Raw genomic sequence first — 21,561 nt, 5'->3', positions numbered from 1 at the left:
CGACATGACCAAGGCCGACACCAACAACCCCGATATCCCCGCGCAGGCGCAGGACTCGATGCCCGCCAACGAGCACGAGATGGATCCCAAGCCCGATTACCGCCCGCGCCATCCCGGCACCGGCAAGCTCAAGGACAAAGTCGCGTTGATCACCGGCGGCGACAGCGGCATCGGCCGCGCCGTCTCGGTCCTGTTCGCCCGCGAAGGCGCCAGGGTGGCCATCGCCTACAAGGAAGAGGACGAGGACGCCAAGGAGACGCAGCGCCTTGTCGAGGCCGAAGGCAGCGAGGCGCTGCTGCTGCCGGGTGACCTGCGTTCGAAAGAGAACTGCACGGCCGCGGTCGAAAAGACGGTCGAGCGGTTCGGAAAGCTCGATATCCTCATCAACAACGCCGCCGTTCAGTATCTCGACTGGCCCATCGACGAGGAACTGAGCGAGGAACGGCTGCGCGAGGTGATGGACACCAACGTGATGAGCTATTTCTTCACGGTGCAGGCCGCGCTCAAGCACCTCAAGGAGGGCGCGGTCATCATCAACACGAACTCGGTCAACGCCTTCAAGGGCAATGACAGCCTCGTGGCCTATTCGACCACGCGCGGCGCGAGCCTCGCCTTCACCCGCTCCATCGCCTCGGCGCTGGCGCCGCGGGGCATCCGCGTGAACGGCGTCGCCCCCGGCCCGATCTGGACGCCCTTCATCCCCGGCACGATGCCGGCCGAGGGCGTCGAGGATTTCGGGTCGAGCACGCCCATGGGCCGCCCCGGCCAGCCATGGGAAGTGGCGACGGCATTCCTGTTCCTCGCCTCGTCCGATGGCAATTACTACACCGGCCAGACCCTGCATCCCAATGGCGGCAAGATCGTTGGAGCATAGGGACTGGCGGCGCGCCCCGTCGATCTACGCGATCTACCCGCGGTCGTTCAACGACACCACCGGCAGCGGAGAGGGCGATCTGAACGGCATCATCGAGCGGCTGGATTACGTCCAGTCGCTCGGCGTCGATGCGATATGGCTGTGCCCGTTCTACGTCTCGCCGATGGCGGACGGGGGATACGACATCGCCGATCACCGCGGTGTCGATCCCCGCTATGGCACGATCGAAGATTTCGACCGGCTGGTCGCGCGGGCGCACGAATTGCGCCTCAAGGTGCTGGTCGACCAGGTGTTCAACCATACCAGCATCGAACACCCGTGGTTCCAGGCATCCATCGACGGCGACGACGAAAAGGCCGAATGCTATGTCTGGCGCGACCCCAAGCCGGACGGCACGGCCCCGAACAACTGGCTGAGCCAGTTCGGCCCGCCGGCCTGGACATGGAACCACCGGCGACACCAGTATTACCACCACCAGTTCCTGTCCTGTCAGCCGAACCTGAACCTGCGCCATCCCAAGGTGCAGGAGATGTATCGCGACACGCTGCAATTCTGGCTCGACCGCGGTGTGGACGGTTTCCGCTTCGACGTGGTGACGGCCTACCTGTTCGACCCCGAGATGCGGGACAATCCGCCCGCCCGCCCCGTCGTGCTGAGCAAGGTGACGGGCCCGACCTACAATCCCTATTCCTATCAGGATCACGTTCACGACCTGCTGCCCGGCGACGGCGCGGCCTATACCGAGAATATCCGCGAATGGGCCGGCCCCGATGCGCTGCTGATCGGCGAGAGCAATACGGGCAACCAGTCGATCGAGCAGGCGCTGGCGTTTTCTCAGGAGGGGCGGCTCGACTTCTGTTACACGACCGACCCGGCCGAGCGCGGCAACGGGCCGCTTGTGTTCAAGGGTCTGCTCGAGGCGCTGGGCGGCAACTGGAAGGCGCCCTGGTGGTTCACCTCGCACGACCAGCCCCGGCACAACTCGACCCTCGGCGACGGAACGCCCGAAAGCGCCAAGTTCTACGCGACGCTTCTGGCCGTCCTGCCGGGCGCGGCCATCCTGTTCCAGGGCGAAGAGCTTGGGCTGCCGCAGCCCGAGCTGAGCAAGGCCGAGACGAGCGACCCGTTCGACCTGCTCTATTGGCCAGACACGCCGGGGCGGCAGGGGCCGCGCGTTCCGATCCCCTGGACCGAGGACAAGGCGGGCTATGGCTTTACCGACGGCACGCCATGGTTGCCGATGCGGTGGGAGGACGGTCTGTCGGTCGAGGCGCAGGAGGACGACCCCGACAGCGTGCTGAACCACTACCGCGCCGCGATGGCGTGGCGTCGCGAGACCGGGGCGACGGACCCGGACGGGTGTTCGGTCGACGCGTCCGATTCGGTTCTCGCGCTGCGGGTCTCGCGGGGCGGGAAAAGCTGGCTGGCCGTGTTCAACTTCTCGGGCGACCTGCTCCCCGTTCCAGGCCGTCACCATGAAACCCCCGAGCTCGGCAGCGGGTGGACCGGCACCGCGCTGCGGGAATGGGGCGCGGCGATCTGGCGGGTGCCCCCGGACGAGGTGGATAACGGATCGGCCTGCGGCTGATCCTAGCCCCGGCCCATCATCGACAGCCGGATGAAGGCGCGTTCGACCAGCGGCATCTGCGGTGCGCGGCTGGTCGAGCGCAGCGCGAGATCGGTATCGGTCAGCACCTTGAGCGCCTCGTCGAGCCGCGCGGCCCCCCAGCCCTGCGCCTGCCGCAGGATCGCATCGCGGCGCGGACCGAAGACCGGCGGGCGCAGCTTGCCTATGCCCGCCCCCGCGCCGCCGGGATCCGAGGCCGCGGCATGGAGCGTGCGGAAATGGCGCCCGGCCCCGATGGCGAGTGCCACCGGCGTGACGCCCTGCGCCTCGAGACGCCGCAGGATCGGCCCGATATCGGCGGTGCGGGCGTCGGCCACGGCGTTCAGCACATCGTCGAGCGCGGCCTCGGTCGATGCCGGCGCGCAGGCGGCGATATCCTCGGACGAGAGCGGGGCCGGATCGCTCGCCTTGTAGAGTGCGATCTTTTCGACGAGCCGCCGGAAATCGCCGGGCCCCATCGCCTGCGCCAGAACCGACAGTTCGGCCACCCGGTCGGCAGATACCCGGTCGAGCCCCGCGGCGGTCAGTTCGGCCTCGATCTCGGCCCGCGTGGGGGGCGTGCCATAGATGGCGATGCAGGCGGCGGCGGGGTGTTTCTCGAACCCCTTGCGCAGCGCCGAGGACGGCTTTTGCAGCCCGGCCACCACGACGACATGGGCATCGCCCGGCTGCCAGTCCGACAGGGCGCCGAGGATGGCGTCGGCATGTTGCGGGGTGGCATCCTCGATCAGGACGGCACGCGCACCGGGAAAGAACCCCTGCGCCTTGATCGCGTCCGATACCAGCGCGCGGTCGCGGCGGATCTCGGCCGCCTGGAGGCGCGTCAGGCGCATCTCCTCTTCGGCATCCTTGCCCAGAAGGTTGGCGAGCAGCTCCTGCCGTTTGAGCGCGACACGCATCCCGTCCTCGCCATAAAGCAGCGTTCCGGGCCGGTCGGCGGGCGGGCGGGCGATCCAGGCCGTCGCGTCGCGTGCGTTGAGCTTCATGGCCGCCAGTCGGGCGCGGTGGCCAGCAGGCGCGCGGCCGTCTGGTTCGCGAGGATCGTCATCAGCCGCTCGACCGCGTCCTGCCGCGCGGCGCGGACCGTGACGCTGTTGCCCGCGACGCTGCCGGCGCCGGGGCGGACCACGGGGGCCGAGTAGCTGGTAAAGCTGGACAGCGTGCCGGAGGTCAGCGGCGCACCGCTGGCGATATCGCTGAGGCTGTAGACGACGGTGCCGGTGATCTGGAACCGGGTGGTGTCGCGGGCCGGGGTGATCCCGAACCCGTCCTCGTCCAGCACGATCTCGGCGGCGAGCCGATAAAGCGGCGTCGTGGGCAGCCCCAGCCGATCCTCGACCTGCCGCACATAGGCATAGCCGGCCGCATCCTCGGGGGCGTCGGCGAGGATCTGGCCCGAAAGGCCGCTCGCCGCGCCGCCCGGCCCATAGACGGGGGTAAAGCCGCAGGCGGCCAGCATCGCCGCCGCGCTGAGGATCGCGCCCCTAGACCACCACATTGACGATCTTGCCCGGCACCACGATGACCTTTTTCGGCGTGCCGCCGGACAGCGCGCGTTGCACCGCGTCCGTGGCCAGCGCCTGCGCCTCAACCACGTCCTTGGGCAGGTCGCGGGCGACGCGCATCTCGCCGCGCCGCTTGCCGTTGATCTGGATCGGCAGCGTGATCTCGTCCTCGACCAGCATCGCGGGGTCGGCCTGCGGCCAGGGCGCGCGCGCGATCAGCCCCTCGCCGCCCAGCATCTGCCAGATTTCCTCGGACAGATGCGGCGTCATCGGCGACATGAGCTGCGCCAGCGTGCGGACCGCCCGCACCTGCGCGGCGCGGCCGGCTTTGGATTTCGACAGCACGTTAGTAAAGGCATAGAGCCGCGCGATGGCCGCGTTGAAGCCGAAACTCTCGACACCCATCGTCGCGTCGTGGATCGCGCGGTGCCGCTCGCGCTCGAGATCCTCGTCGCCGCTGCCGGTCTCGTCGGCGTCGCGGGCGGCCTGGGCGAGACGCCAGACGCGGGCCAGGTGGCGCGACGCGGCCTCGGCGCCGGCCTCGGTCCATTCGACGTCGCGCTCGGGCGGGCTGTCGGACAGGACGAACCAGCGCGCGGTATCCGCGCCGAACCGGTCGATGATATCGACGGGATCGACGACGTTGCGCTTGGATTTCGACATCTTGGCCGAGGGCACGATCTCGACCGGGCGCCCGTCGGCCAGTTTGCCGTCCGTCACCTCGTGCGGGTAATGATAGACCGGGCGGCCTTCGGCATCGCGGGTGAGATAGATCTCGTGGGTCAGCATCCCCTGCGTGAACAGCGCGTCGAACGGCTCGGACGTGCCCTGGGGTAGATGGCCGCAGGCCTGCATCGCGCGGGCAAAGAACCGGGCATAGAGCAGGTGCAGGATCGCGTGTTCGACGCCACCGATATACTGGTCGACATTCATCCAGTACTCGACCCCCTCGGGGTCGGTCGGCGTCTTGGCCCCCGGCGAGGCGAAGCGGGCGTAATACCACGACGAATCCACAAAGGTATCCATCGTGTCGGTCTCGCGGCGGGCGGGCGCGCCGCAGGCCGGGCAGGGCACCGAGGACCAGGTCGGATGCCGCGCCAGCGGGTTGCCGGGCGTGTCGAAATCTATGTCGCGCGGAAGCTCGACCGGCAGGTTCTCTTTCTTTTCGGGCACCACGCCGCAGGCGTCGCAATGCACGACCGGGATCGGGCAGCCCCAGTAGCGCTGCCGCGAGATGCCCCAGTCGCGCAGGCGATAGCGCGTCACGCCCTGCCCCACGCCGTTCGTCTCGCAAAAGGTGATGGCGGCCTCGATCGCGGCTTCGCCGGTCTGGTGTTCGTCCCCGGCGAAGCCGCGGATATAATGGACCGTCTCGGGCTTGGGGGGCACGTAGGCCGGCCCGCCCTCTTCGGGCAGGGTGTGATCGCCGCTTTCGGGGGCAAAGGTCGAGATCACCGGCAGATCGTATTTGCGCGCGAACTCGAGGTCGCGCGGGTCATGGGCCGGACAGCCGAAGATGGCGCCGGTGCCGTAATCCATGAGGATGAAATTCGCGATATAGACCGGAAGCTCCCACGCGGTGTCGAAGGGATGGCGCACGCGCAGGCCGGTGTCGAAACCGCGCTTTTCGGCCTTTTCCAGATCCTCTTCGGCGGTGCCCATGCGCCGGCATTCGGCGTTGAAGGCCGCGATCTCGGGGGCTTCGCGCTCGAGCTGGCGGGCGAGCGGGTGATCGGGCGATATGCCGACGAAGCTCGCTCCGAGCATCGTGTCGGGCCGCGTGGTATAGACCTCGATCCGGTCGAACCCCTCGGGCGCGTCGACGGTCGAGAACGAGAATTGCAGCCCCCGCGACCGGCCGATCCAGTTGCGCTGCATCGTCTTGACCTTTTCAGGCCAGTTATCGAGCCCGTCCAGCGCGGAGAGCAGATCCTCGGAATAGTCCGAGATGCGAAAAAACCATTGCGTCAGCTCGCGCCGCTCGACCAGCGCGCCCGAGCGCCAGCCGCGCCCGTCCTCGACCTGCTCGTTCGCCAGCACGGTCATGTCCACCGGGTCCCAGTTGACCACGGCGTTCTTGCGATAGGCGATGCCCTTTTCCAGGAAATCGAGAAACATGGACTGCTGCTGGCCGTAATATTCCGGATCGCAGGTCGCGAACTCGCGCGACCAGTCCAGCGTCAGGCCGAGCCGGGCGAACTGGTCCTTCATGTTGGCGATGTTGGAATAGGTCCAGTCGCCGGGATGGATGCGCCGCTCCATCGCGGCGTTCTCGGCGGGCAGGCCGAAGGCGTCCCAGCCCATGGGATGCAGCACCGCGTGGCCCGTCGCAAGCTTGTAGCGCGCGACCACGTCGCCCATCGTGTAGTTGCGGACATGGCCGATATGCAGGTTGCCCGACGGATAGGGAAACATCTCGAGCACGTAGTATTTCGGCTTGGACGGGTCGCGCCGCGCGGTAAAGCAGCCCGCCGCGGCCCAGGCCTTCTGCCATTTCGGTTCGATCTCGCGCGCATCGTATCGGGACATCAGCAGCCGGGCCTTCCTCGTGATCTCGTGCGCGCCTTGATAGGCACGGCGCCGCGCACGGTCCAGCGGCTTTGGCGCAACGATCCGTGTCGGGCGGGGCGGGGCGGCCTTAAATCGGCCCCGCTTTTGGGCGAGGTTCGCCCCAGGCCCCGGATCGCAGAGCGCGCACCATGAATTTCATGTTCCTGCACCAGAACTTTCCGGGGCAGTTCCTGCACCTCGCCCCCGCGCTGGCGCGCGCGGGGCACCGGGTCGTCGCGCTGACCTCGCGGGTGGAGCGGAACCGGACCTGGCGCGGCGTCGATATCGTGGCCTACCGCCATGCCGCGCCCGAGGGGCAGGTGCTGCACCCCTGGCTCAAGACGCTGAACGCGGCCACCCATCGCGGCGAGACGGTGTTTCGCGCCTGTCGCGCGCTCGAGGCGCGCGGCTTCATGCCGGATGTGATCGTGGCCCATGGCGGCTGGGGCGAGGCGATGTTCCTGCGCCACGTCTGGCCCGAGGCGCGAATCGGTCTCTTTTGCGAGTATTTCTATCGCGCGTCGGGCGCCGATATCGGGTTCGACCCCGAGTTCGAGGGGCAGGGCGAGCTGGGCCGCGCCGCGCGGGTCGAGATGCGCAACCTCGCGATCCGGTTGCAGCTCGAGTCCGCGGATGCCGGGATCAGCCCGACGCGCTGGCAGGCCGACAGCCATCCCGCCGATCTGCGCGACAAGATAAGCGTCGTCTTCGACGGGATCGACACCGACGCGATCGCCCCCGATCCCGCCGCCGCGCTCGAGATCGCCGGCGCGGGGCGTCTGACCCGCGAGGACGAGGTCATCACCTTCGTGAACCGCAATCTCGAGCCCTATCGCGGGTTTCACATCTTCATGCGGGCGCTGCCGGATCTGCTGAGGGCGCGGCCGGCGGCGCGCATTCTCGTCGTGGGCGAGAACGGGACCAGCTACGGCACCCCGCCCGAGGACGGACGAAGCTGGAAGGACACGATGCTGGACGAGGTGCGTGGCCGGATCCCGGACGCCGATTTCGCCCGCGTCCATTTCACCGGGCGGATCGACCGCGCGCAGTTCACCCGGCTTTTGCAGGTCAGCCGGGTGCATCTCTACATGACCTACCCCTTCGTGCTGAGCTGGAGCCTGATGGAGGCGATGAGCGCGGGCTGCGCCATCGCGGCCAGCGACACGGCCCCCGTGCGCGAGGTCATCGACCACGATCGGACGGGATTGCTGTTCGATTTTTTCGACCCCGGCGCCCTTGTCGCGCGGGTGGTCGAGCTGTGCGAGGATCGCGCGTTGCGCGCGCGGCTGGGCACCGCCGCGCGCGAACGGGTAGTGCGCGATTACGACCTGAGGGATGTATGCCTGCCGGCCCAGTTCGACTGGATCGCGCGACTGGCCCGCGGCTAGAGCGCGGCGTCGGCCACGCGCAACTGCCGGGCGCGCGTCAGGATCGCGTCCTCGATGGCGCGCGCCGTATCGACCGACACCGGCCCCGAGGTCGAGGCCACCGCGACGTTCAGCGACCGCGCGTCGAGCGCGGGATCCTGCACATAGACCGTCGCGCGATAGGCCTGCCCGCCGCCGGGCGGCCGGCCGAAGCCGAAGACGAGCACGCCCGTGAACGGATCGGCGGTCTCGAGCGGCAGGAAATCCAGCACCTGGAGCGAGGCGTTCCAGATGTAGCGGTTCACCTCGACCGTGACGTTGGGATCGTCGGCGTTCAGGAACAGGTCAAAGATCGTCTCGCGCCCGCGACGTTGTTCGATGGGGGTGTTCTGGCGTTGCAGCAGCACGTTGTCGCTGACGCCGGCGGTGTTCGTCGCGGGACCGCGGTTCGAGCAGGCGGCAAGGGCGGCGGCCGCGGCAAGACAGAACCCGATGCGGGTCGGCGTGGCGGTCATGGTCGGCTCCCCTTGCGGCATATGGGCCATCCCTAGCCCACGCGATTGAGCCGGACAAGATGCGGGCCGCGCGGAACGCCGGCCCGTCGGACGGGAAAAAAAGTTTCACCCCCGTGGAACCGCGCCCCGGCCATCGTGTTGGTGCAGCATCTTGCCTCTGTCGAAAGAGGCGCCACTGAGAAGGACTGAACCTATGAAAATGTTTGTTGCCGCCGCCGCTGCCGCCGCTTCGCTTGCCGGCGCGTCCGCACCCGCCCTTGCCCAGATCGCCGAGATGGACATGCTGACCGGCAAGGTCTTCAACGCCCTTCGCGACTGCGACATCGACGCCAACGCGATCGACACCCTGACCATGGCGCAGGTCTCGGGCATCGTGATCACCGCCGGCTCGGCCGACGAAGCCGACAAGTGTCAGCGGATCGAGGCCATCGCCCGCGGTTCCGAGTAATCTTCCCGACGAAGCTGAATCGGCTTCCGACCGAGGGCCGTCCGCAAGGGCGGCCCTTTTCGTTTTCCCCCATATAAACGAGTCGCTTGGCCGGTCCGGCCCCCTCGGCCGCCATAACTGTGACATCGCTGCACCAATCACCCCCGGCCTGAAACGGGGGGGTCCGGTCGCGCTTGAAAGACCGGGGCGAAAAGCGCACTCCGACAGCGTACCCACGGGGCGATATACCTCTTGGGGCCGGTTCAAATAATGAGGGAAAGCATGAAAAAGCTTCTTATTGCTTCCACGGCTCTGGTCGCCTCGACGACCTTCGCCATGGCTGACGTCGATCTTTCAGGTTCGGCCGAAATGGGCGTCTTCGGGTCGGATTTCGACTTTGACGGCGTCGGCGGCGTGATCGACGAAGTTCTGGACCAGCAGGGCCAGTTCGCCACCGACATCGACGTGATCTTCTCGATGTCCGGCCAGACCGATGCCGGTCTGACCTTCGGCGCCGAAGTTGCGTTCGAGGACGACATCGCCGGCGGCCAGGCCACCGACGACGAGAGCGATGACGGCGGCGCGGTCGTGTTCGTGTCGGGCGGCTTCGGCACCCTGACCATGGGCGACACCGACGGTGCGCTCGACTTCGTCATGCAGGAAGCCATCATCGGCGGCGCGATCCGCGACGACCACGAGCATGCCGGCTACAACGGCAACAGCCTGCTCGACGGCTTCAATGGTCTCGACGGCCAGATCGCCCGTTACGAGTACACCTTCGGCGACTTCACCGTTGCCCTGTCGGCTGAACTCGACGACGACGATCGCGCCAACGAGCTGCTCACCGGCCCGTTCAACGGCAACCAGGGCCCGACCTACGGCATCGGTGGCCGTTACGAAGGCACCTTCGGCGCCACGTCGTTCGGCGTCGGCCTCGGCTACCAGGTGACCGACAACGACCGCGGTGACGACTCCGAAGCTCTCGGTGTGTCGCTCGGCGTCCAGATGGATATGGGTCTCCAGGCCATCCTGAACTACACCGACTACGACAACGTCGCCAAGGTGTTCGAAGCCGCCAACGGCTTCCCGATCGGTGCCGCCGGCATCGACAACCACTGGGGCATTGCCGTCGGCTACGAGTTCGGCGCCTTCCTGGTCGCTGCCAACTACGGTAAGTTCGACCTCGACGGTGGCGGCGATGTTGATGGCTACGGCCTGATCGGCAACTACGACCTGGGCGGCGGTGCCGAGCTCCAGGCCGGCTATGGCCGCTCGAACTTCGACAACGTGGGCGACCAGGATACCTACTCCTTCGGTATCGCGATGTCGTTCTGATCCTTTCAGGATCGGTTACGGATCGGGCGGGTCTTCGGACCCGCCCTTTTCTTTTGCGCAAGGCTGTGGCCCATAGGCCGAAATCACCAGCCGAGGCGCCCCCAATGTCCCTGTCCGAGATCCAGACCCGCCTTGCCGTCGCCGCCGAAACCGCCGGTCGCGACCCCGCCGATATCGCCCTGATCGCGGTCAGCAAGCAGCAGCCGCTCGACCGGGTCGAGGCTGTGTTGCAAGCCGGCCACCGCGTGTTCGGCGAGAACCGGGTGCAGGAGGCGGCCGGCAAATGGCCCGATTTCCGCGCCGATCATCCGGGGGTGGAGCTTCACCTCGTCGGGCAGTTGCAATCCAACAAGGCCCGTCAGGCGATGGAGCTGTTCGACGCGATCCATTCGCTCGATCGACCCAAGCTGATCGACACCTTTGCCCGACTTGCGCAGGATATGGGGCGGTGTCCGCAGCTTTTCGTCCAGATCAACACCGGCGAAGAGCCGCAGAAAGCCGGGATCGCCCCGGCCGATACGGACGGTTTCATCGTGCGCTGCCGCGCGGCTGACCTGCCGGTTGCAGGGCTGATGTGCATCCCGCCCGTCGACGAAACGCCATCGCTGCATTTCGCGCTGCTGGCCAAGCTGGCCGAACGCAACGGGCTATCCGGCCTGTCCATGGGGATGAGCGCCGATTTCGAGACGGCCATCGCCTTTGGCGCGACTCATGTCCGGGTCGGCTCGGCCATTTTCGGAGAGCGCCCGGCCAACTGATCGACACGCAGAACGTCGCCGGGCTGCACGCGCGTGGCGAGCCACAGCAGATCGCCACGCGACAGGGCGATGCAGCCCTCGGTGGCCGCTCCGCGCCGCCGCCATGCGTGCAGAAAGATCGCCGATCCACGCCCCGCCACCGGGGCGGCGAGGTTCCAATCGAGCACGATCACCACGTCATAGACCGGATCGGCCCGCCATAGCCTTTCGGCCGAAAAGCCATAGGGCGCGCGCACCGCGCTGTTGTAATCGGTGGCGCGGGGATCGTCGGACCAGAGGTCGCGCGGCCCGATCGGGCGGGACCACGGGGCAGGGGCGCGCAGGCGGTCGGCGCGGTGAAACATCCCCGCGATGCGATGATGCCCGGCCGGTGTCGCGCCATCGCCCTCGCGCTTGTCGGCGGTGATCCCGCCGCGCCCGATGGTGCAGGGCAGGTTGCGGCCATGGGCGAACAGCCCGCGCGTCGTCAGCCTCATTCGGGGATATGCCCCGAGCGTTCGGCCTTGACCCTCAGATAGTCGGCGTTGAACTCGGTGCGCCCGACCCAGAGCGGCACACGCTCGACCACCTCGATGCCGTGGCGGGTCAGGATATCGACCTTGCGCGGGTTGTTCGTCATCAGCCGCACGCGCGCGACGCCCCGATCGCGCAGGATAGCGGCTGCCGCGGCGAAATCGCGCAGGTCGTCGTCGAATCCGAGCCGGTGGTTCGCCTCGACCGTGTCGAACCCCTGATCCTGAAGCGCATAGGCGCGCAGCTTGTTGGCCAGCCCGATCCCGCGCCCTTCCTGGTTGAGGTAGAGCAGCAGCCCGCCCCCGGCCTCGGCCATGCGCGCCAGCGCGGCATGAAGCTGCGGGCCGCAATCGCATTTCAGCGATCCCAGCACGTCGCCCGTGAAACAGGCGGAGTGGACGCGGGTCAGCACCGGGCCCGCACTGTCGGCGCGCACCGGGCCGATCTGCACGGCGTAATGTTCGACCTCACCCGTGGCGCTGCGGTACAGGTGCAGCCGTGTCTGCGTATCCTCGCGGATCGGCAGCCGCGCCGAGGCGACGCGGTCCAGCGGGGCCGCCCGAGGCAACCCCGCGCCGGGCGCGATCCGGGTCAGGGCGGGCGGGACCGTATCGACGGGCGCCAGCACCATCGCGGGCATCAGCCGCGCCGCGCGCGCCAGCGCCAATGCGGTGCGGGCGATATCCGCGGCCCCGTCGCGGATCGCGGCGAACGGCCCCTTGAGCGGGGTGGACAGGTCGTTCGAGGGATCGCTCAGCGCACGAATCTCGGCACGCGTCGTGTCTGCGGACAGGGCGATGCGGGCCAGATCCCCGTCATAGACCCGGATCTTGAGCGTCCCGGCCCGCCACGCGCTGATGGCCAGCACGGCGCGGCCCGGCGCGGTCAACGCGGCCAACCTCTCGGCCGGGGCGGTCTCGGCCGCGAGGGCGAGGACGGGGCCGTCGGCCCCGTGCAGCACGACAGGCAGGCCGGCCTTGAGATCGGATTGCGCGCGAACGGAAAGCTCGGCGTCGGAGGGCAGCAGGGCATCGGGAAAGATCATGCCCCCAGATAGGCGGCGGCGGTAGCGATGTGAAACAAAACATGGCGCCGGGACACTTACGGGTGATCCCTGTTTCACCGCCATTGATCGGATTGAACCGTGTTCACATCTGCGCGTTTGGGACGCGAGGAGATTGAGCCATGAACGGATTGAAGAAAATACTTCTGGTCGACGATGACGACGATCTGCGCGAGGCGCTGAGCGAACAGCTCGTGACCACCGAGGATTTCGACGTGTTCGAGGCCGAATCGGCCGCGCATGCGATGGAACGGGTCAAGGCCGGGCTTTTCGACCTCGTGATCCTCGATGTGGGCCTGCCCGACAGCGATGGGCGCGAGCTGTGCAAGCTCATGCGCAAGCAGGGCGTCAAATGCCCCATCATCATGCTGACGGGTCAGGATTCGGATGCCGACATGATCTATGGGCTCGATTCGGGCGCCAACGATTATGTCACCAAGCCATTCAAGTTCCCGGTTCTGCTGGCCCGCATCCGCGGGCAGTTGCGCCAGCACGAGCAGTCCGAGGACGCGGTGTTCAGCTTTGGGCCGTATTCGTTCCGCCCCGCGCAAAAGGTGCTGGTGGACGAGAACGAGAAAAAGATCCGCCTGACCGAGAAAGAGACGAACATCCTCAAGTTCCTTTACCGCGCCTCCGACAAGGTGGTGGCGCGCGACGTGCTGCTGCACGAGGTCTGGGGATATAATGCGGGCGTCACGACCCATACGCTCGAGACGCATATCTACCGGCTGCGCCAGAAGATCGAGCCCGATCCGTCGAACGCGCGCATCCTCGTCACGGAAAGCGGCGGCTACCGACTCGCCGTCTGAGGGGACGGGGCCGCGCCGGTCGCGGCCCCGCGCCGCGGATCATTGGGATTGCGGCGCATCTTCCGAGATCACCGTGGCCTGCACGTCGATCGACAAGGTGACGGCGTCCTCGGTGAACAGGCCCACGTTTTCCTCGCCTTCGCCGAGGTTCACGGCCATGTTGCCGACCATGAAGAGGCTGCGGTCCTGAATCTCGAAACTGTCGAGTTCGAGCCGGATGGCATCGCCCGTCCCCGTCAGGGTCCGGTCGTTCCAGTTCAGCGTCACATCGCCGCGGATCATCTCGGGGGTCCGGCTGGCGGTATCGCCGGTGAACCGGATCAGCAGGCGGTTTTCTTCGGCGGCGGGCGTGTCCGAGGGGTAGGCTTCGAGCGTGACCTCGATCCCGTCCTCGACCCGGTTCCAGCCGGTCTCGTAGCCGTCGCCATCCAGCACGGTAAAGGCGGTCTGAACGCCGTCTATGGTGCCGCTGAGCGATCCGACGGTTTCCTGCGCGAGGGCGGGTCCGGCAAGGATCAGGGCGGCGAAAAGGGGGGCGCTACGGCGCATGGGGGTCTCCTGTTGCGTGGATCGTCAGGGGGGCAACATCGGCCGGCCGCCCCGCGTTCCGGTGACACCGTGCCGCGTGCCGTCTAAGAGGGCGCGACAATCGCCCAAGGGGGTCTCATGCCGTTCACCGTCGCCACATGGAACATCAACTCGGTCAGGCTGCGCGAGGGGCTGGTTGGGCATCTCATGTCGACCGAAGCGCCCGACGTGCTCTGCCTGCAGGAATGCAAATCGCCGGTCGACAAGATCCCGTCCTTCGAGGCGCTGGGATATCCGCATGTCGTCGCGCGCGGCCAGAAGGGGTATAACGGTGTGGCCATCCTGTCGCGCCTGCCGCTGCAGGAAGTGGCCGCCCACGATCACGCCGCGCTGGGCCATGCTCGCCATGTCGCCGCGCGCCTCCCCAACGGCGTGACGATCCACAACTATTACGTTCCCGCCGGCGGCGACGTGGCCGACCGCGAGGTGAACGAGAAGTTCGGTCAAAAGCTCGACTACCTGACCGCGATGCGCGACGATTTCCATGCCGGGCGGCCCGAGCGGTCGATCCTCGTCGGCGATCTGAACATCGCGCCCCGCGAGGACGATGTCTGGAGCCACAAGCAGCTTCTCAAGGTCGTCAGCCATACGCCCATCGAGGTCGAGCATCTGGCGCAGGCGCAGGATGCGGGCGGCTGGGTCGATATCACCCGCCAGGATATCCCCGAGGGGCAGCTCTATTCGTGGTGGTCCTATCGCGCGCGCGACTGGGATGCGGCCGACAAGGGGCGCAGGCTCGATCACCTCTGGGCCACGCCCGACATCGCGAACGCCGCCCATTCCAGCCGGATCCTGCGCGACGCCCGCGGCTGGGAAAAGCCCAGCGACCACGTTCCGGTCTTCGCAACCTTCGACCTCTAGCGCGGTGGCCTTGCGTTGCGGGCGCCACGCCTACATCTAACGCGCGATGGATCGAAGGAGAGCGACGATGATCGAGCTTGGCGGAGCGACCCCCCAACCTGCCGCGCAGGACCTCATCAAGGACACCACCGAGGCGAGTTTCATGGCCGACGTGATCGAGGCCAGCCGCGAGGTGCCGGTGATCGTCGATTTCTGGGCGCCGTGGTGCGGTCCCTGCAAGACGCTCGGGCCGATGCTCGAGGATGCCGTGCGCGCGGCCAAGGGCGCGGTCCGCATGGTCAAGCTCGACGTGGACCGGGCGCAGGGCATCGCGCAGCAGTTGCGCATCCAGTCGATCCCGACGGTCTATGCTTTCTGGCAGGGCCAGCCGATCGACGGGTTCCAGGGGGCCGTTCCCCAATCCGAGATCCGCGCCTTTGTCGACCGGCTCGTCGCGCAGGCCGGGGGCGAGGCGCCGGGCGGGGGGCTCGACGAGGCCGTGGCCGCCGCCGACGAGATGCTGGCACAGGGCGCCGCCGCCGATGCAGCCGAGATCTACGCCGGCGTCCTGGGCGAGGAGCCCAACCACGCCGCAGCCTATGCCGGGCTCGTCAAGGTGCGCATCGCCGTGGGCGATCTCGACCAGGCCGAGGCGGTGCTCAATGGCGCAGATGTCGCCATCGCCACCTCGCCCGAGATCGAGGCCGTGCGCGCCCAGCTCGAGCTTGCCCGCCAGGCGCAGAATGCCGGGCCGGTCGACGAGCTTCGTGCGCGGGTCGAGGCGGACGGTGCCGACCATCAGGCCCGGTTCGACCTTGCCCAGGCGCTTTATGCGCACGGAAAGACCGAGGCCGCCGTCGACGAATTGCTCGAGCTGTTCCGCCGCGACAGGGAGTGGAACGAGGGTGCCGCGCGGACACAGCTTTTCACCATTTTCGACGCGCTTCCGCCGCAGGACCCGATCGTTCTCAAGGGGCGCCGCCGGTTGTCGTCGATGATATTTGCCTGAACCGAAACGCGGTCTAGCTAGCTGATCATGGTGACACAGGCCGACCTCCCCGAGACGATCCCGGTTTTCCCGCTGCCCGGCGCGCTTCTGCTGCCGCGCGGCCGGTTGCCGCTGCACATCTTCGAGCCGCGCTACCTCGCCATGATCGAGGACGCGATGAAGACGCCCGAGCGTCTGATCGGCATGGCACAACCCCGCGAGGTTCCATCGGGGGCCGAGCCGAGGCTCCACGCCATCGGTTGCGCCGGCCGGCTGACCGGGTTTTCCGAAACCGAGGACGGTCGCTACATGGTGACGCTCAAAGGCATCTCCCGGTTCCGTATCCGCGAGAAAAACGAAGGCTTCGCCCCCTATATCACCTGCGACGTGTCATGGGACGGGTTCGAGCGGGACCGCGGCGCGGCCGAGAAGGATCCCGATTTCGACCGCCCGAGATTCCTCAAGATGCTCGCGCGCTATTTCGAATCCGAGGAACTCAAGACCGACTGGGATTCGCTGACCGAGGCCGAGGACGAACTGCTGATCAACGCGCTGTCGATGCTGTGCCCGTTCGAGCCTGAGGACAAGCAGGCGCTGCTCGAGGCGCCGACCCTCAAGACGCGTCGCGAAACCTTGGTGACGCTGGTCGAATTCGCCCTGCACGGCGGCAGCGACGAGAGGTTGCAATGACCGACGATCCCGAAAGCCCCGGCTTCGACCGCCGCATGCTCGAGGCGCTGGTCTGCCCGCAGACCCATGCCGTGCTGAGCTACGACGCCGCCCGGCAAGAGCTGATTTCAAAGGCGGCGCACCTGGCCTTTCCCATCCGTGACGGCATCCCGGTGATGCTGATCGACGAGGCACGGCCCCTCGACGACTGACGCGGGATCTGTCGTTTCAAGTTGACACTCCAATGTGCTTCCGCTCCCTGTGATGGGACGGTTTCCCCCTTGGTCCGCAGGGGCCGGGGGGGATGAAATGGGAACGCGGAACCGGATTTCCGGCAAACCGCGGCCGCCCCCGCGACTGTAAGCGGTGAGTATCGCCCGATCCACTGGCCATGCCGGGAAGGGGGGCGACCACGTCGACCCGCCAGCCAGGAGACCTGCCGTGCCAGTGAAACCAGGATCGGAGCGTCGGGTGTGACGCGAAAGGAGACGGAACACATGCATATCGAACCGGGCGTCGTGAACGGCGCGAAAATCGTCCTCAGCTATGCCACCGCCGCGGGTGCGGGCGGCATCGCGTTGAAATTCGCGTGGGAGGGTCTGAAAGAGCGCGGCCTGCCGTCGATCGCGGTGCGCACGGTTATGTCGACCGCCGCGGTATTCTGCTTTTTCCAGGTCTTCCCGCATTACGCCGTGGGCGTGTCCGAGGTACACCTGATTCTCGGCTCGACCCTGTTCCTGCTGTTCGGCGCGGCGCCAGCGGCGCTGGGTCTCGCGCTGGGCCTGCTCGCGCAGGGGCTGCTTTTCGCGCCGTTCGACCTGCCGCAATACGGCATGAACGTGACGACCCTGATCGTCCCGCTTCTGGCGGTGAACGCGCTGGCGAAGCGTTTGATCGCGCCCGGCACGCCTTATGTCGATCTGACCTATGCGCAGGCGCTTGCGCTGTCGACGACCTATCAGGGCGGTATCGTGCTGTGGGTCGGCTTCTGGGCGTTCTACGGGCAGGGTTTCGGCGCCGAGAACATGGCCGCCGTGGGCGCGTTCGGCGCGGCCTACATACTGGTCATCGTGCTCGAGCCGCTGGTCGACCTGGCCGTGCTGGCCGCCGCCAAGGCAGGCCGCAAGGGCCTACCCTCGGGTCTTTTCACGCAGCGGCTGTTCCAAACCGCCTGAACACGCTTTCGATCCGGTCCGGCAAACGGCCCCCGCGGGGGCCGTTTCGCGTTACAGCGGCCGTCCCGCCAGCAGGCGCGGGCGGTCGCCCGTCAGCCCGGCCGCCTCGCGCATGAAACCGCGGCGCAGCCCCGGCACGGCGTTCACCGCCGCGAGCCCCACGTCGCGGGCGAGGCGCAGCAGCGGGTTGTCGTTCGAGAACAGCCGGTTGAACCCGTCCGTCGCCACGGCCAGCGCGGCCACGTCGAACCGCCGCCAGCGTTCGTAGCGCGCCAGCACGTCGGCATTGCCGATATTCTCGCCCCGGCGATGCGCCTCGACCAGCACCTCGGTCAGGGTGGCCACGTCCTTGACCCCGGCATTCAGCCCTTGCCCGGCGATGGGGTGCAGCCTGTGGGCCGCATCGCCGACCAGCGCCAGCCGCGGCCCGATCATGGAATTGGCCAGGCTCAGCATCAGCGGATAGGTATAACGCGCCCCCTCGAGCGCGATCTCGCCCAGAAAATCACCGAACCGCGGCCGCAAGAGGGCGAGGTACGCGTCCTCGGGCAGGGCGTTGACGACGGCGGCGCGCTCGGACCGTTCGGACCATACGATGGAGGACCGGTTGCCGCGCAGTGGCAGGATGGCGAGCGGCCCTTCGGGCATGAAGAGCTGATGCGCGATGCCGCCATGGTCGCGTTCATGCGAGATCGCGGCAACCATGCCGTGCTGCCCATAGCTCCACCCCGTGCGGCGGATGCCGGCCCGCGCGCCCGTGGGCGAGTTGCGCCCGTCGCAGGCGACGAGAACCGAGGCACGCAGCGTCGTGCCGTCGTCGAGCCGCACGGTGACGCCCGTCGCATCGGGGGTGTGATCCTCGACCGAACGGCCGGGCAGGAGCGTGACCCGCTCCGCCGCCCGCGCGGCCGCGACCAGAACCGGGCGCAGATGCCGATCCTCGACCATATGGCCCATGGGGCCTTCTTCAAGCTCGGCATGGTCGAAGGCCAAATGCAGCGGCGAGGGGCCTTCGCCCGCGCGCCCGTCGCTGACCTTGATCCCGAGGATCGGCTGGGCCCGCTCGGCCAATGCGCCCCAGACGCCGATGGCGCGCAGGAGGTTGCACGACGCGGCGGCCAGCGCATAGCTGCGCCCGTCGAAATCGGCCGTCTCCGCGGTCAGCGGCGAGGGGTCGGCCAGCGACACGCGCAATCCACCGTGGGACAGCGCGAGAGCGAGCGTCAGGCCGTTGAGACCGCCGCCCGAGATGATGACATCGGTATCCATGTCAGGGGAGTATGGGATGCCGCGGGGCGTTGTCCATGCGCTCGCCTGCCGCTACCCATGGGCCATGACAGATCACATGAACATGGGCGCCGCGGCGCTGGGGCGCGAGATCGGCGCGGGCCGGGCCGATCCGCGCGAGATCGTGGGCGAAACGCTCGACCGGATCGGGGCGCATCCCCATCGCGACGACATATTCGCACGCCTCACCCCCGAGCGGGCGATGGCCGAGGCCGAGGCCGCTGCGACCCGCGCGCGCGACGGCCGGCGCCTGTCGCCGCTGGATGGCGTGCCGCTGAGCTGGAAGGACCTGTTCGACAGCGCGGGCACCGCGACCGAGGCCGGCAGCGCGCTGCTGCGCGGCCGGGTGCCGGCGCAGGATGCCGCCGTTCTCGGCACGGCAACGGCGGCCGGGGCGGTCTGCATCGGCAAGACCCATATGAGCGAGCTGGCGTTTTCCGGGCTGGGGCTGAACCCCAATACCGGCACGCCGCCATGCGTGAACGATCCGGCGGCGGTGTCGGGGGGGTCGTCCTCGGGGGCGGCGGCCTCGGTGGCCTTCGGGCTGGTGCCGGCCGCCATGGGGTCCGATACCGGCGGATCGGTGCGGGTGCCGTCGGCGTGGAACGATCTCGTCGGGCTGAAGACCACGCATGGCAGCCTGTCCATGGCGGGCGTCGTGCCGCTGTGTCCGTCCTTCGACACGCTGGGGCCGCTTGCGCGCAACGTCGAGGATGCCGCGCTGCTCTGGTCGGTCCTGCGCGGCGCGGCTCCGGTCGATCTGTCCGAGGCCACGCTCGGGGGGGTGCGGTTCATGGTGCTCGAGACCTCGGCGATGGAAGGGCTCGAGGCCCCCGTGGCGCAGGGGTTCGACGCGGCGCTGCGGCGTCTCGAACGCGCCGGCGCCCGGATCGAGCGCGGCACCGTCGCCGCGGTGGCCGAGGCGATGCCGCTTTCGGGCACGCTTTTCGCGGCCGAGGCCTATGGCGTCTGGCGCGACACGATCGAGGCCGATCCAGACGCCATGTTCGCCCCCGTGCTCGAACGGTTCCGGGGCGGGCGCGACGTGAGCGCCCCCGACTACGTCGCCGCGTGGCGGCAGCTCGACGCGCTGCGCCGCGATTATCTTGCCGCGACCGCGCATGTCGACGCCGTGCTGTTGCCGACCTGTCCGATCCTGCCGCCCGAACGCGCGCGGCTCGAGACGGACGGCGCCTATTACGTCGACCGCAACCTGCTGACGCTGCGCAACACGCGCATCGGGAACCTCATGGGGCTGCCGGGGCTGAGCGTTCCGACGGGCGTGCCGTCGGTCGGGCTGTTGATCCAGACGCCTCCGGGGACCGAGCCTGAGCTGCTGCGGCTGGGCGCCGCCATCGAATCGGTTCTGGCCTAAAAGTCACAGGCAAGTTTCCGCGCAGGTGCCGATTGCGGCCCCGGCTGGACCGGATTGCGACGCTCGGGCTAGTCTGGCCGGACAAGCGGGGCAAAGATCCCGTGTTTCGAGGCACATGATGCAGTTTCCACGGCGGTTCACAGCGCTGCCCGACTACGCCTTTCCGCGTTTGCGTGCCCTGCTCGACCGATACGAGCCGGGTGGCGATGTCGTGCACATGACGATCGGAGAGCCGCGGCACGCGCCGCCGGCCTTCGTCGGCGACGTGCTGTCCGAGCATCTCGACGATTTCCGCCGCTATCCCGTGAACGAGGGCACGCCCGAACTGCGCTCGGCCTTTTGCGACTGGGTCGCGCGGCGCTACGCGGTGACGCTCGACCCCGAGACGCGGGTCATGGCGCTGAACGGCACGCGCGAGGGGCTGTTCAACGCGGCCGTCGCGCTCTGCCCCGAGGGCGGGCCGGTCGTGCTGGTGCCCAACCCGTTCTACCAGGTCTATGCCGTGGCCGCGCTCGCCATGGCGGCCGAACCGGTCTACGTGCCCGCAACGGCCGATACGGGGTTCCTGCCCGATTACGGCGCGCTTGCCCCCGAGATCCTCGACCGCACGGCCATCGCCTATGTCTGCTCGCCCGCGAACCCGCAGGGCGCCGTCGCCTCCGAGGCGTATTGGCGCGACCTGCTCGCCTTGGCCGAGCGGCACGATTTCCGCATCTTCGCGGATGAATGCTATTCCGAGATCTACCGCGACACGCCCCCGCCGGGCATCCTAGCCGCTGCCGAAAAGGCCGGCGCCGACCCCGAGCGGATCGTGGCCTTTCATTCGCTGTCCAAGCGGTCGAACCTGCCGGGCCTGCGGTCGGGCATGGCCGTGGCCGGACCGCAGAGCATGGCGCGGATGCGCCAGCTTCGCGCCTATGCCGGGGCGCCGTTGCCCCTGCCCATCCAGGCGGTATCGGCCCGGTGCTGGCAGGACGAGGCCCATGTCGAAGCGTCGCGCGCCCGCTATGCCGCCAAGTTCGACATCGCCGACGCGGTATTTTCCGGGGTCGAGGGCTGCGGCGCGCCCGAGGCGGGGTTCTTTCTGTGGCTGCCGGTCGAGGATGGCGAGGCGGCGGCGGTCAGGCTGTGGCGCGAGACCGGGGTGCGGGTTCTTCCGGGGGCCTATCTGTCGCGCGAGGTCGACGGACGCTCTCCGGGCGGGCAATACATCAGGGTGGCCCTCGTGGCCGACGAAGACGAGACGCGGGCGGGGCTGACGGCCTTGCGCGACTGTCTCTACAGTTAGGGCGGAAG

Annotated in this window: 22 protein-coding genes and 1 riboswitch; of the genes, 14 read left to right on the top strand and 8 right to left on the bottom strand. The window is 68.1% G+C overall.

The window, feature by feature from the left end:
* Window positions 1–4 precede the first annotated feature (4 nt).
* On the top strand, window positions 5–874 hold the full coding sequence (locus E2L08_RS10680; protein WP_133397071.1) for an SDR family oxidoreductase: 870 nt from the start codon (window positions 5–7) through the stop codon (window positions 872–874).
* A complete protein-coding gene (locus E2L08_RS10675; RefSeq protein ID WP_168771118.1) occupies window positions 864–2,462 on the top strand; it encodes an alpha-amylase family glycosyl hydrolase in 1,599 nt (532 codons plus the stop codon). The genes E2L08_RS10680 and E2L08_RS10675 overlap by 11 nt, the downstream gene beginning before the upstream one ends.
* 2 nt (window positions 2,463–2,464) lie before the next feature.
* Here the strand turns inward: E2L08_RS10675 and E2L08_RS10670 are convergent, their stop codons facing one another.
* Genes E2L08_RS10670 through leuS form a run of 3 tightly spaced genes read right to left on the bottom strand, consistent with a single transcriptional unit; the run spans window position 2,465 to window position 6,535 of the window.
* On the bottom strand, window positions 2,465–3,487 hold the full coding sequence (locus tag E2L08_RS10670) for a DNA polymerase III subunit delta (protein WP_133397069.1): 1,023 nt from the start codon (window positions 3,485–3,487) through the stop codon (window positions 2,465–2,467).
* Window positions 3,484–3,999, bottom strand: a complete 516-nt coding sequence (lptE, locus tag E2L08_RS10665; protein ID WP_133397068.1) for an LPS assembly lipoprotein LptE — start codon at window positions 3,997–3,999, stop codon at window positions 3,484–3,486. The genes E2L08_RS10670 and lptE overlap by 4 nt, the downstream gene beginning before the upstream one ends.
* Window positions 3,986–6,535, bottom strand: coding sequence for a leucine--tRNA ligase (leuS, locus tag E2L08_RS10660; protein ID WP_133397067.1), 2,550 nt, complete (start codon window positions 6,533–6,535; stop codon window positions 3,986–3,988). Before leuS ends, lptE begins: the two co-directional genes overlap by 14 nt.
* Window positions 6,536–6,705: 170 nt before the next feature.
* Between leuS and E2L08_RS10655 the strand changes: the two genes are divergently transcribed.
* Complete coding sequence (locus tag E2L08_RS10655; protein WP_133397066.1) at window positions 6,706–7,944, top strand: glycosyltransferase; 1,239 nt, start codon at window positions 6,706–6,708, stop codon at window positions 7,942–7,944.
* Here the strand turns inward: E2L08_RS10655 and E2L08_RS10650 are convergent.
* Window positions 7,941–8,438: a DUF3576 domain-containing protein gene (locus tag E2L08_RS10650; protein WP_133397065.1), complete on the bottom strand. Its 498-nt coding sequence runs from the start codon at window positions 8,436–8,438 to the stop codon at window positions 7,941–7,943. The two genes, E2L08_RS10655 and E2L08_RS10650, sit on opposite strands and share 4 nt — an antisense overlap.
* Before the next feature lie 193 nt (window positions 8,439–8,631).
* Here E2L08_RS10650 and E2L08_RS10645 point away from each other — a divergent pair, with 193 nt between their 5' ends.
* The 3 genes from E2L08_RS10645 (at window position 8,632) to E2L08_RS10635 (ending at window position 10,958) form a co-directional block, all read left to right on the top strand.
* Entirely contained in the window at window positions 8,632–8,886 is a 255-nt protein-coding gene (locus E2L08_RS10645; RefSeq protein WP_133397064.1) for a hypothetical protein, read from the top strand.
* Window positions 8,887–9,147: 261 nt separating this feature from the next.
* Window positions 9,148–10,200: a porin gene (locus tag E2L08_RS10640; RefSeq protein ID WP_168771117.1), complete on the top strand. Its 1,053-nt coding sequence runs from the start codon at window positions 9,148–9,150 to the stop codon at window positions 10,198–10,200.
* Between the two features lie 104 nt (window positions 10,201–10,304).
* Window positions 10,305–10,958, top strand: a complete 654-nt coding sequence (locus tag E2L08_RS10635) for a YggS family pyridoxal phosphate-dependent enzyme (RefSeq protein WP_133397062.1) — start codon at window positions 10,305–10,307, stop codon at window positions 10,956–10,958.
* Here the strand turns inward: E2L08_RS10635 and E2L08_RS10630 are convergent.
* Both E2L08_RS10630 and ribA read right to left on the bottom strand, forming a co-directional pair.
* Window positions 10,910–11,434 (bottom strand): L,D-transpeptidase family protein, encoded by a 525-nt coding sequence (locus tag E2L08_RS10630; protein WP_133397061.1) that lies wholly within the window; start codon window positions 11,432–11,434, stop codon window positions 10,910–10,912. The genes E2L08_RS10635 and E2L08_RS10630 overlap by 49 nt on opposite strands.
* Window positions 11,431–12,516 carry a GTP cyclohydrolase II gene (ribA, locus tag E2L08_RS10625; protein ID WP_133397060.1) on the bottom strand — a complete coding sequence of 362 codons (1,086 nt, stop codon included), beginning with the start codon at window positions 12,514–12,516 and terminating at the stop codon, window positions 11,431–11,433. The genes E2L08_RS10630 and ribA overlap by 4 nt, the downstream gene beginning before the upstream one ends.
* Before the next feature lie 140 nt (window positions 12,517–12,656).
* Between ribA and E2L08_RS10620 the strand changes: the two genes are divergently transcribed.
* Window positions 12,657–13,343: a response regulator transcription factor gene (locus E2L08_RS10620; protein ID WP_133397059.1), complete on the top strand. Its 687-nt coding sequence runs from the start codon at window positions 12,657–12,659 to the stop codon at window positions 13,341–13,343.
* A 39-nt stretch (window positions 13,344–13,382) separates the two neighbouring features.
* Here the strand turns inward: E2L08_RS10620 and E2L08_RS10615 are convergent, their stop codons facing one another.
* Window positions 13,383–13,892 (bottom strand): hypothetical protein, encoded by a 510-nt coding sequence (locus E2L08_RS10615; protein WP_133397058.1) that lies wholly within the window; start codon window positions 13,890–13,892, stop codon window positions 13,383–13,385.
* A gap of 117 nt (window positions 13,893–14,009) precedes the next feature.
* Here E2L08_RS10615 and E2L08_RS10610 point away from each other — a divergent pair, with 117 nt between their 5' ends.
* The 5 genes from E2L08_RS10610 to E2L08_RS10590 all read left to right on the top strand — a co-directional run bounded on the left by E2L08_RS10610 (window position 14,010) and on the right by E2L08_RS10590 (window position 17,603).
* On the top strand, window positions 14,010–14,792 hold the full coding sequence (locus tag E2L08_RS10610) for an exodeoxyribonuclease III (RefSeq protein ID WP_133397057.1): 783 nt from the start codon (window positions 14,010–14,012) through the stop codon (window positions 14,790–14,792).
* A 67-nt stretch (window positions 14,793–14,859) separates the two neighbouring features.
* On the top strand, window positions 14,860–15,780 hold the full coding sequence (locus E2L08_RS10605; RefSeq protein ID WP_133397056.1) for a thioredoxin family protein: 921 nt from the start codon (window positions 14,860–14,862) through the stop codon (window positions 15,778–15,780).
* Between the two features lie 27 nt (window positions 15,781–15,807).
* A complete protein-coding gene (locus tag E2L08_RS10600; RefSeq protein ID WP_133397055.1) occupies window positions 15,808–16,449 on the top strand; it encodes an LON peptidase substrate-binding domain-containing protein in 642 nt (213 codons plus the stop codon).
* On the top strand, window positions 16,446–16,640 hold the full coding sequence (locus E2L08_RS10595; protein ID WP_133397054.1) for a Trm112 family protein: 195 nt from the start codon (window positions 16,446–16,448) through the stop codon (window positions 16,638–16,640). Before E2L08_RS10600 ends, E2L08_RS10595 begins: the two co-directional genes overlap by 4 nt.
* Window positions 16,641–16,681: 41 nt before the next feature.
* Window positions 16,682–16,886: riboswitch (cobalamin riboswitch) on the top strand.
* Window positions 16,887–16,925: 39 nt separating this feature from the next.
* Window positions 16,926–17,603 (top strand): energy-coupling factor ABC transporter permease, encoded by a 678-nt coding sequence (locus tag E2L08_RS10590; RefSeq protein WP_133397053.1) that lies wholly within the window; start codon window positions 16,926–16,928, stop codon window positions 17,601–17,603.
* 51 nt (window positions 17,604–17,654) lie between these two features.
* On the opposite strand, the gene E2L08_RS10585 is transcribed toward E2L08_RS10590, so the two are convergent.
* A complete protein-coding gene (locus E2L08_RS10585) occupies window positions 17,655–18,872 on the bottom strand; it encodes an FAD-dependent monooxygenase (protein WP_133397052.1) in 1,218 nt (405 codons plus the stop codon).
* Window positions 18,873–18,936: 64 nt separating this feature from the next.
* On the opposite strand from E2L08_RS10585, the gene E2L08_RS10580 reads away from it, so the two are divergent.
* A complete protein-coding gene (locus E2L08_RS10580) occupies window positions 18,937–20,265 on the top strand; it encodes an amidase (protein WP_133397149.1) in 1,329 nt (442 codons plus the stop codon).
* 118 nt (window positions 20,266–20,383) lie between these two features.
* A complete protein-coding gene (locus tag E2L08_RS10575) occupies window positions 20,384–21,553 on the top strand; it encodes an aminotransferase class I/II-fold pyridoxal phosphate-dependent enzyme (protein WP_133397148.1) in 1,170 nt (389 codons plus the stop codon).
* The last annotated feature ends 8 nt before the right edge of the window (window positions 21,554–21,561 follow it).

It is taken from the genome of Palleronia sediminis (assembly GCF_004358695.1).
In the GTDB taxonomy this organism is placed as follows: Bacteria; Pseudomonadota; Alphaproteobacteria; order Rhodobacterales; family Rhodobacteraceae; genus Palleronia; species Palleronia sediminis.
This window is presented reverse-complemented; position numbering and strand designations above follow the sequence as displayed.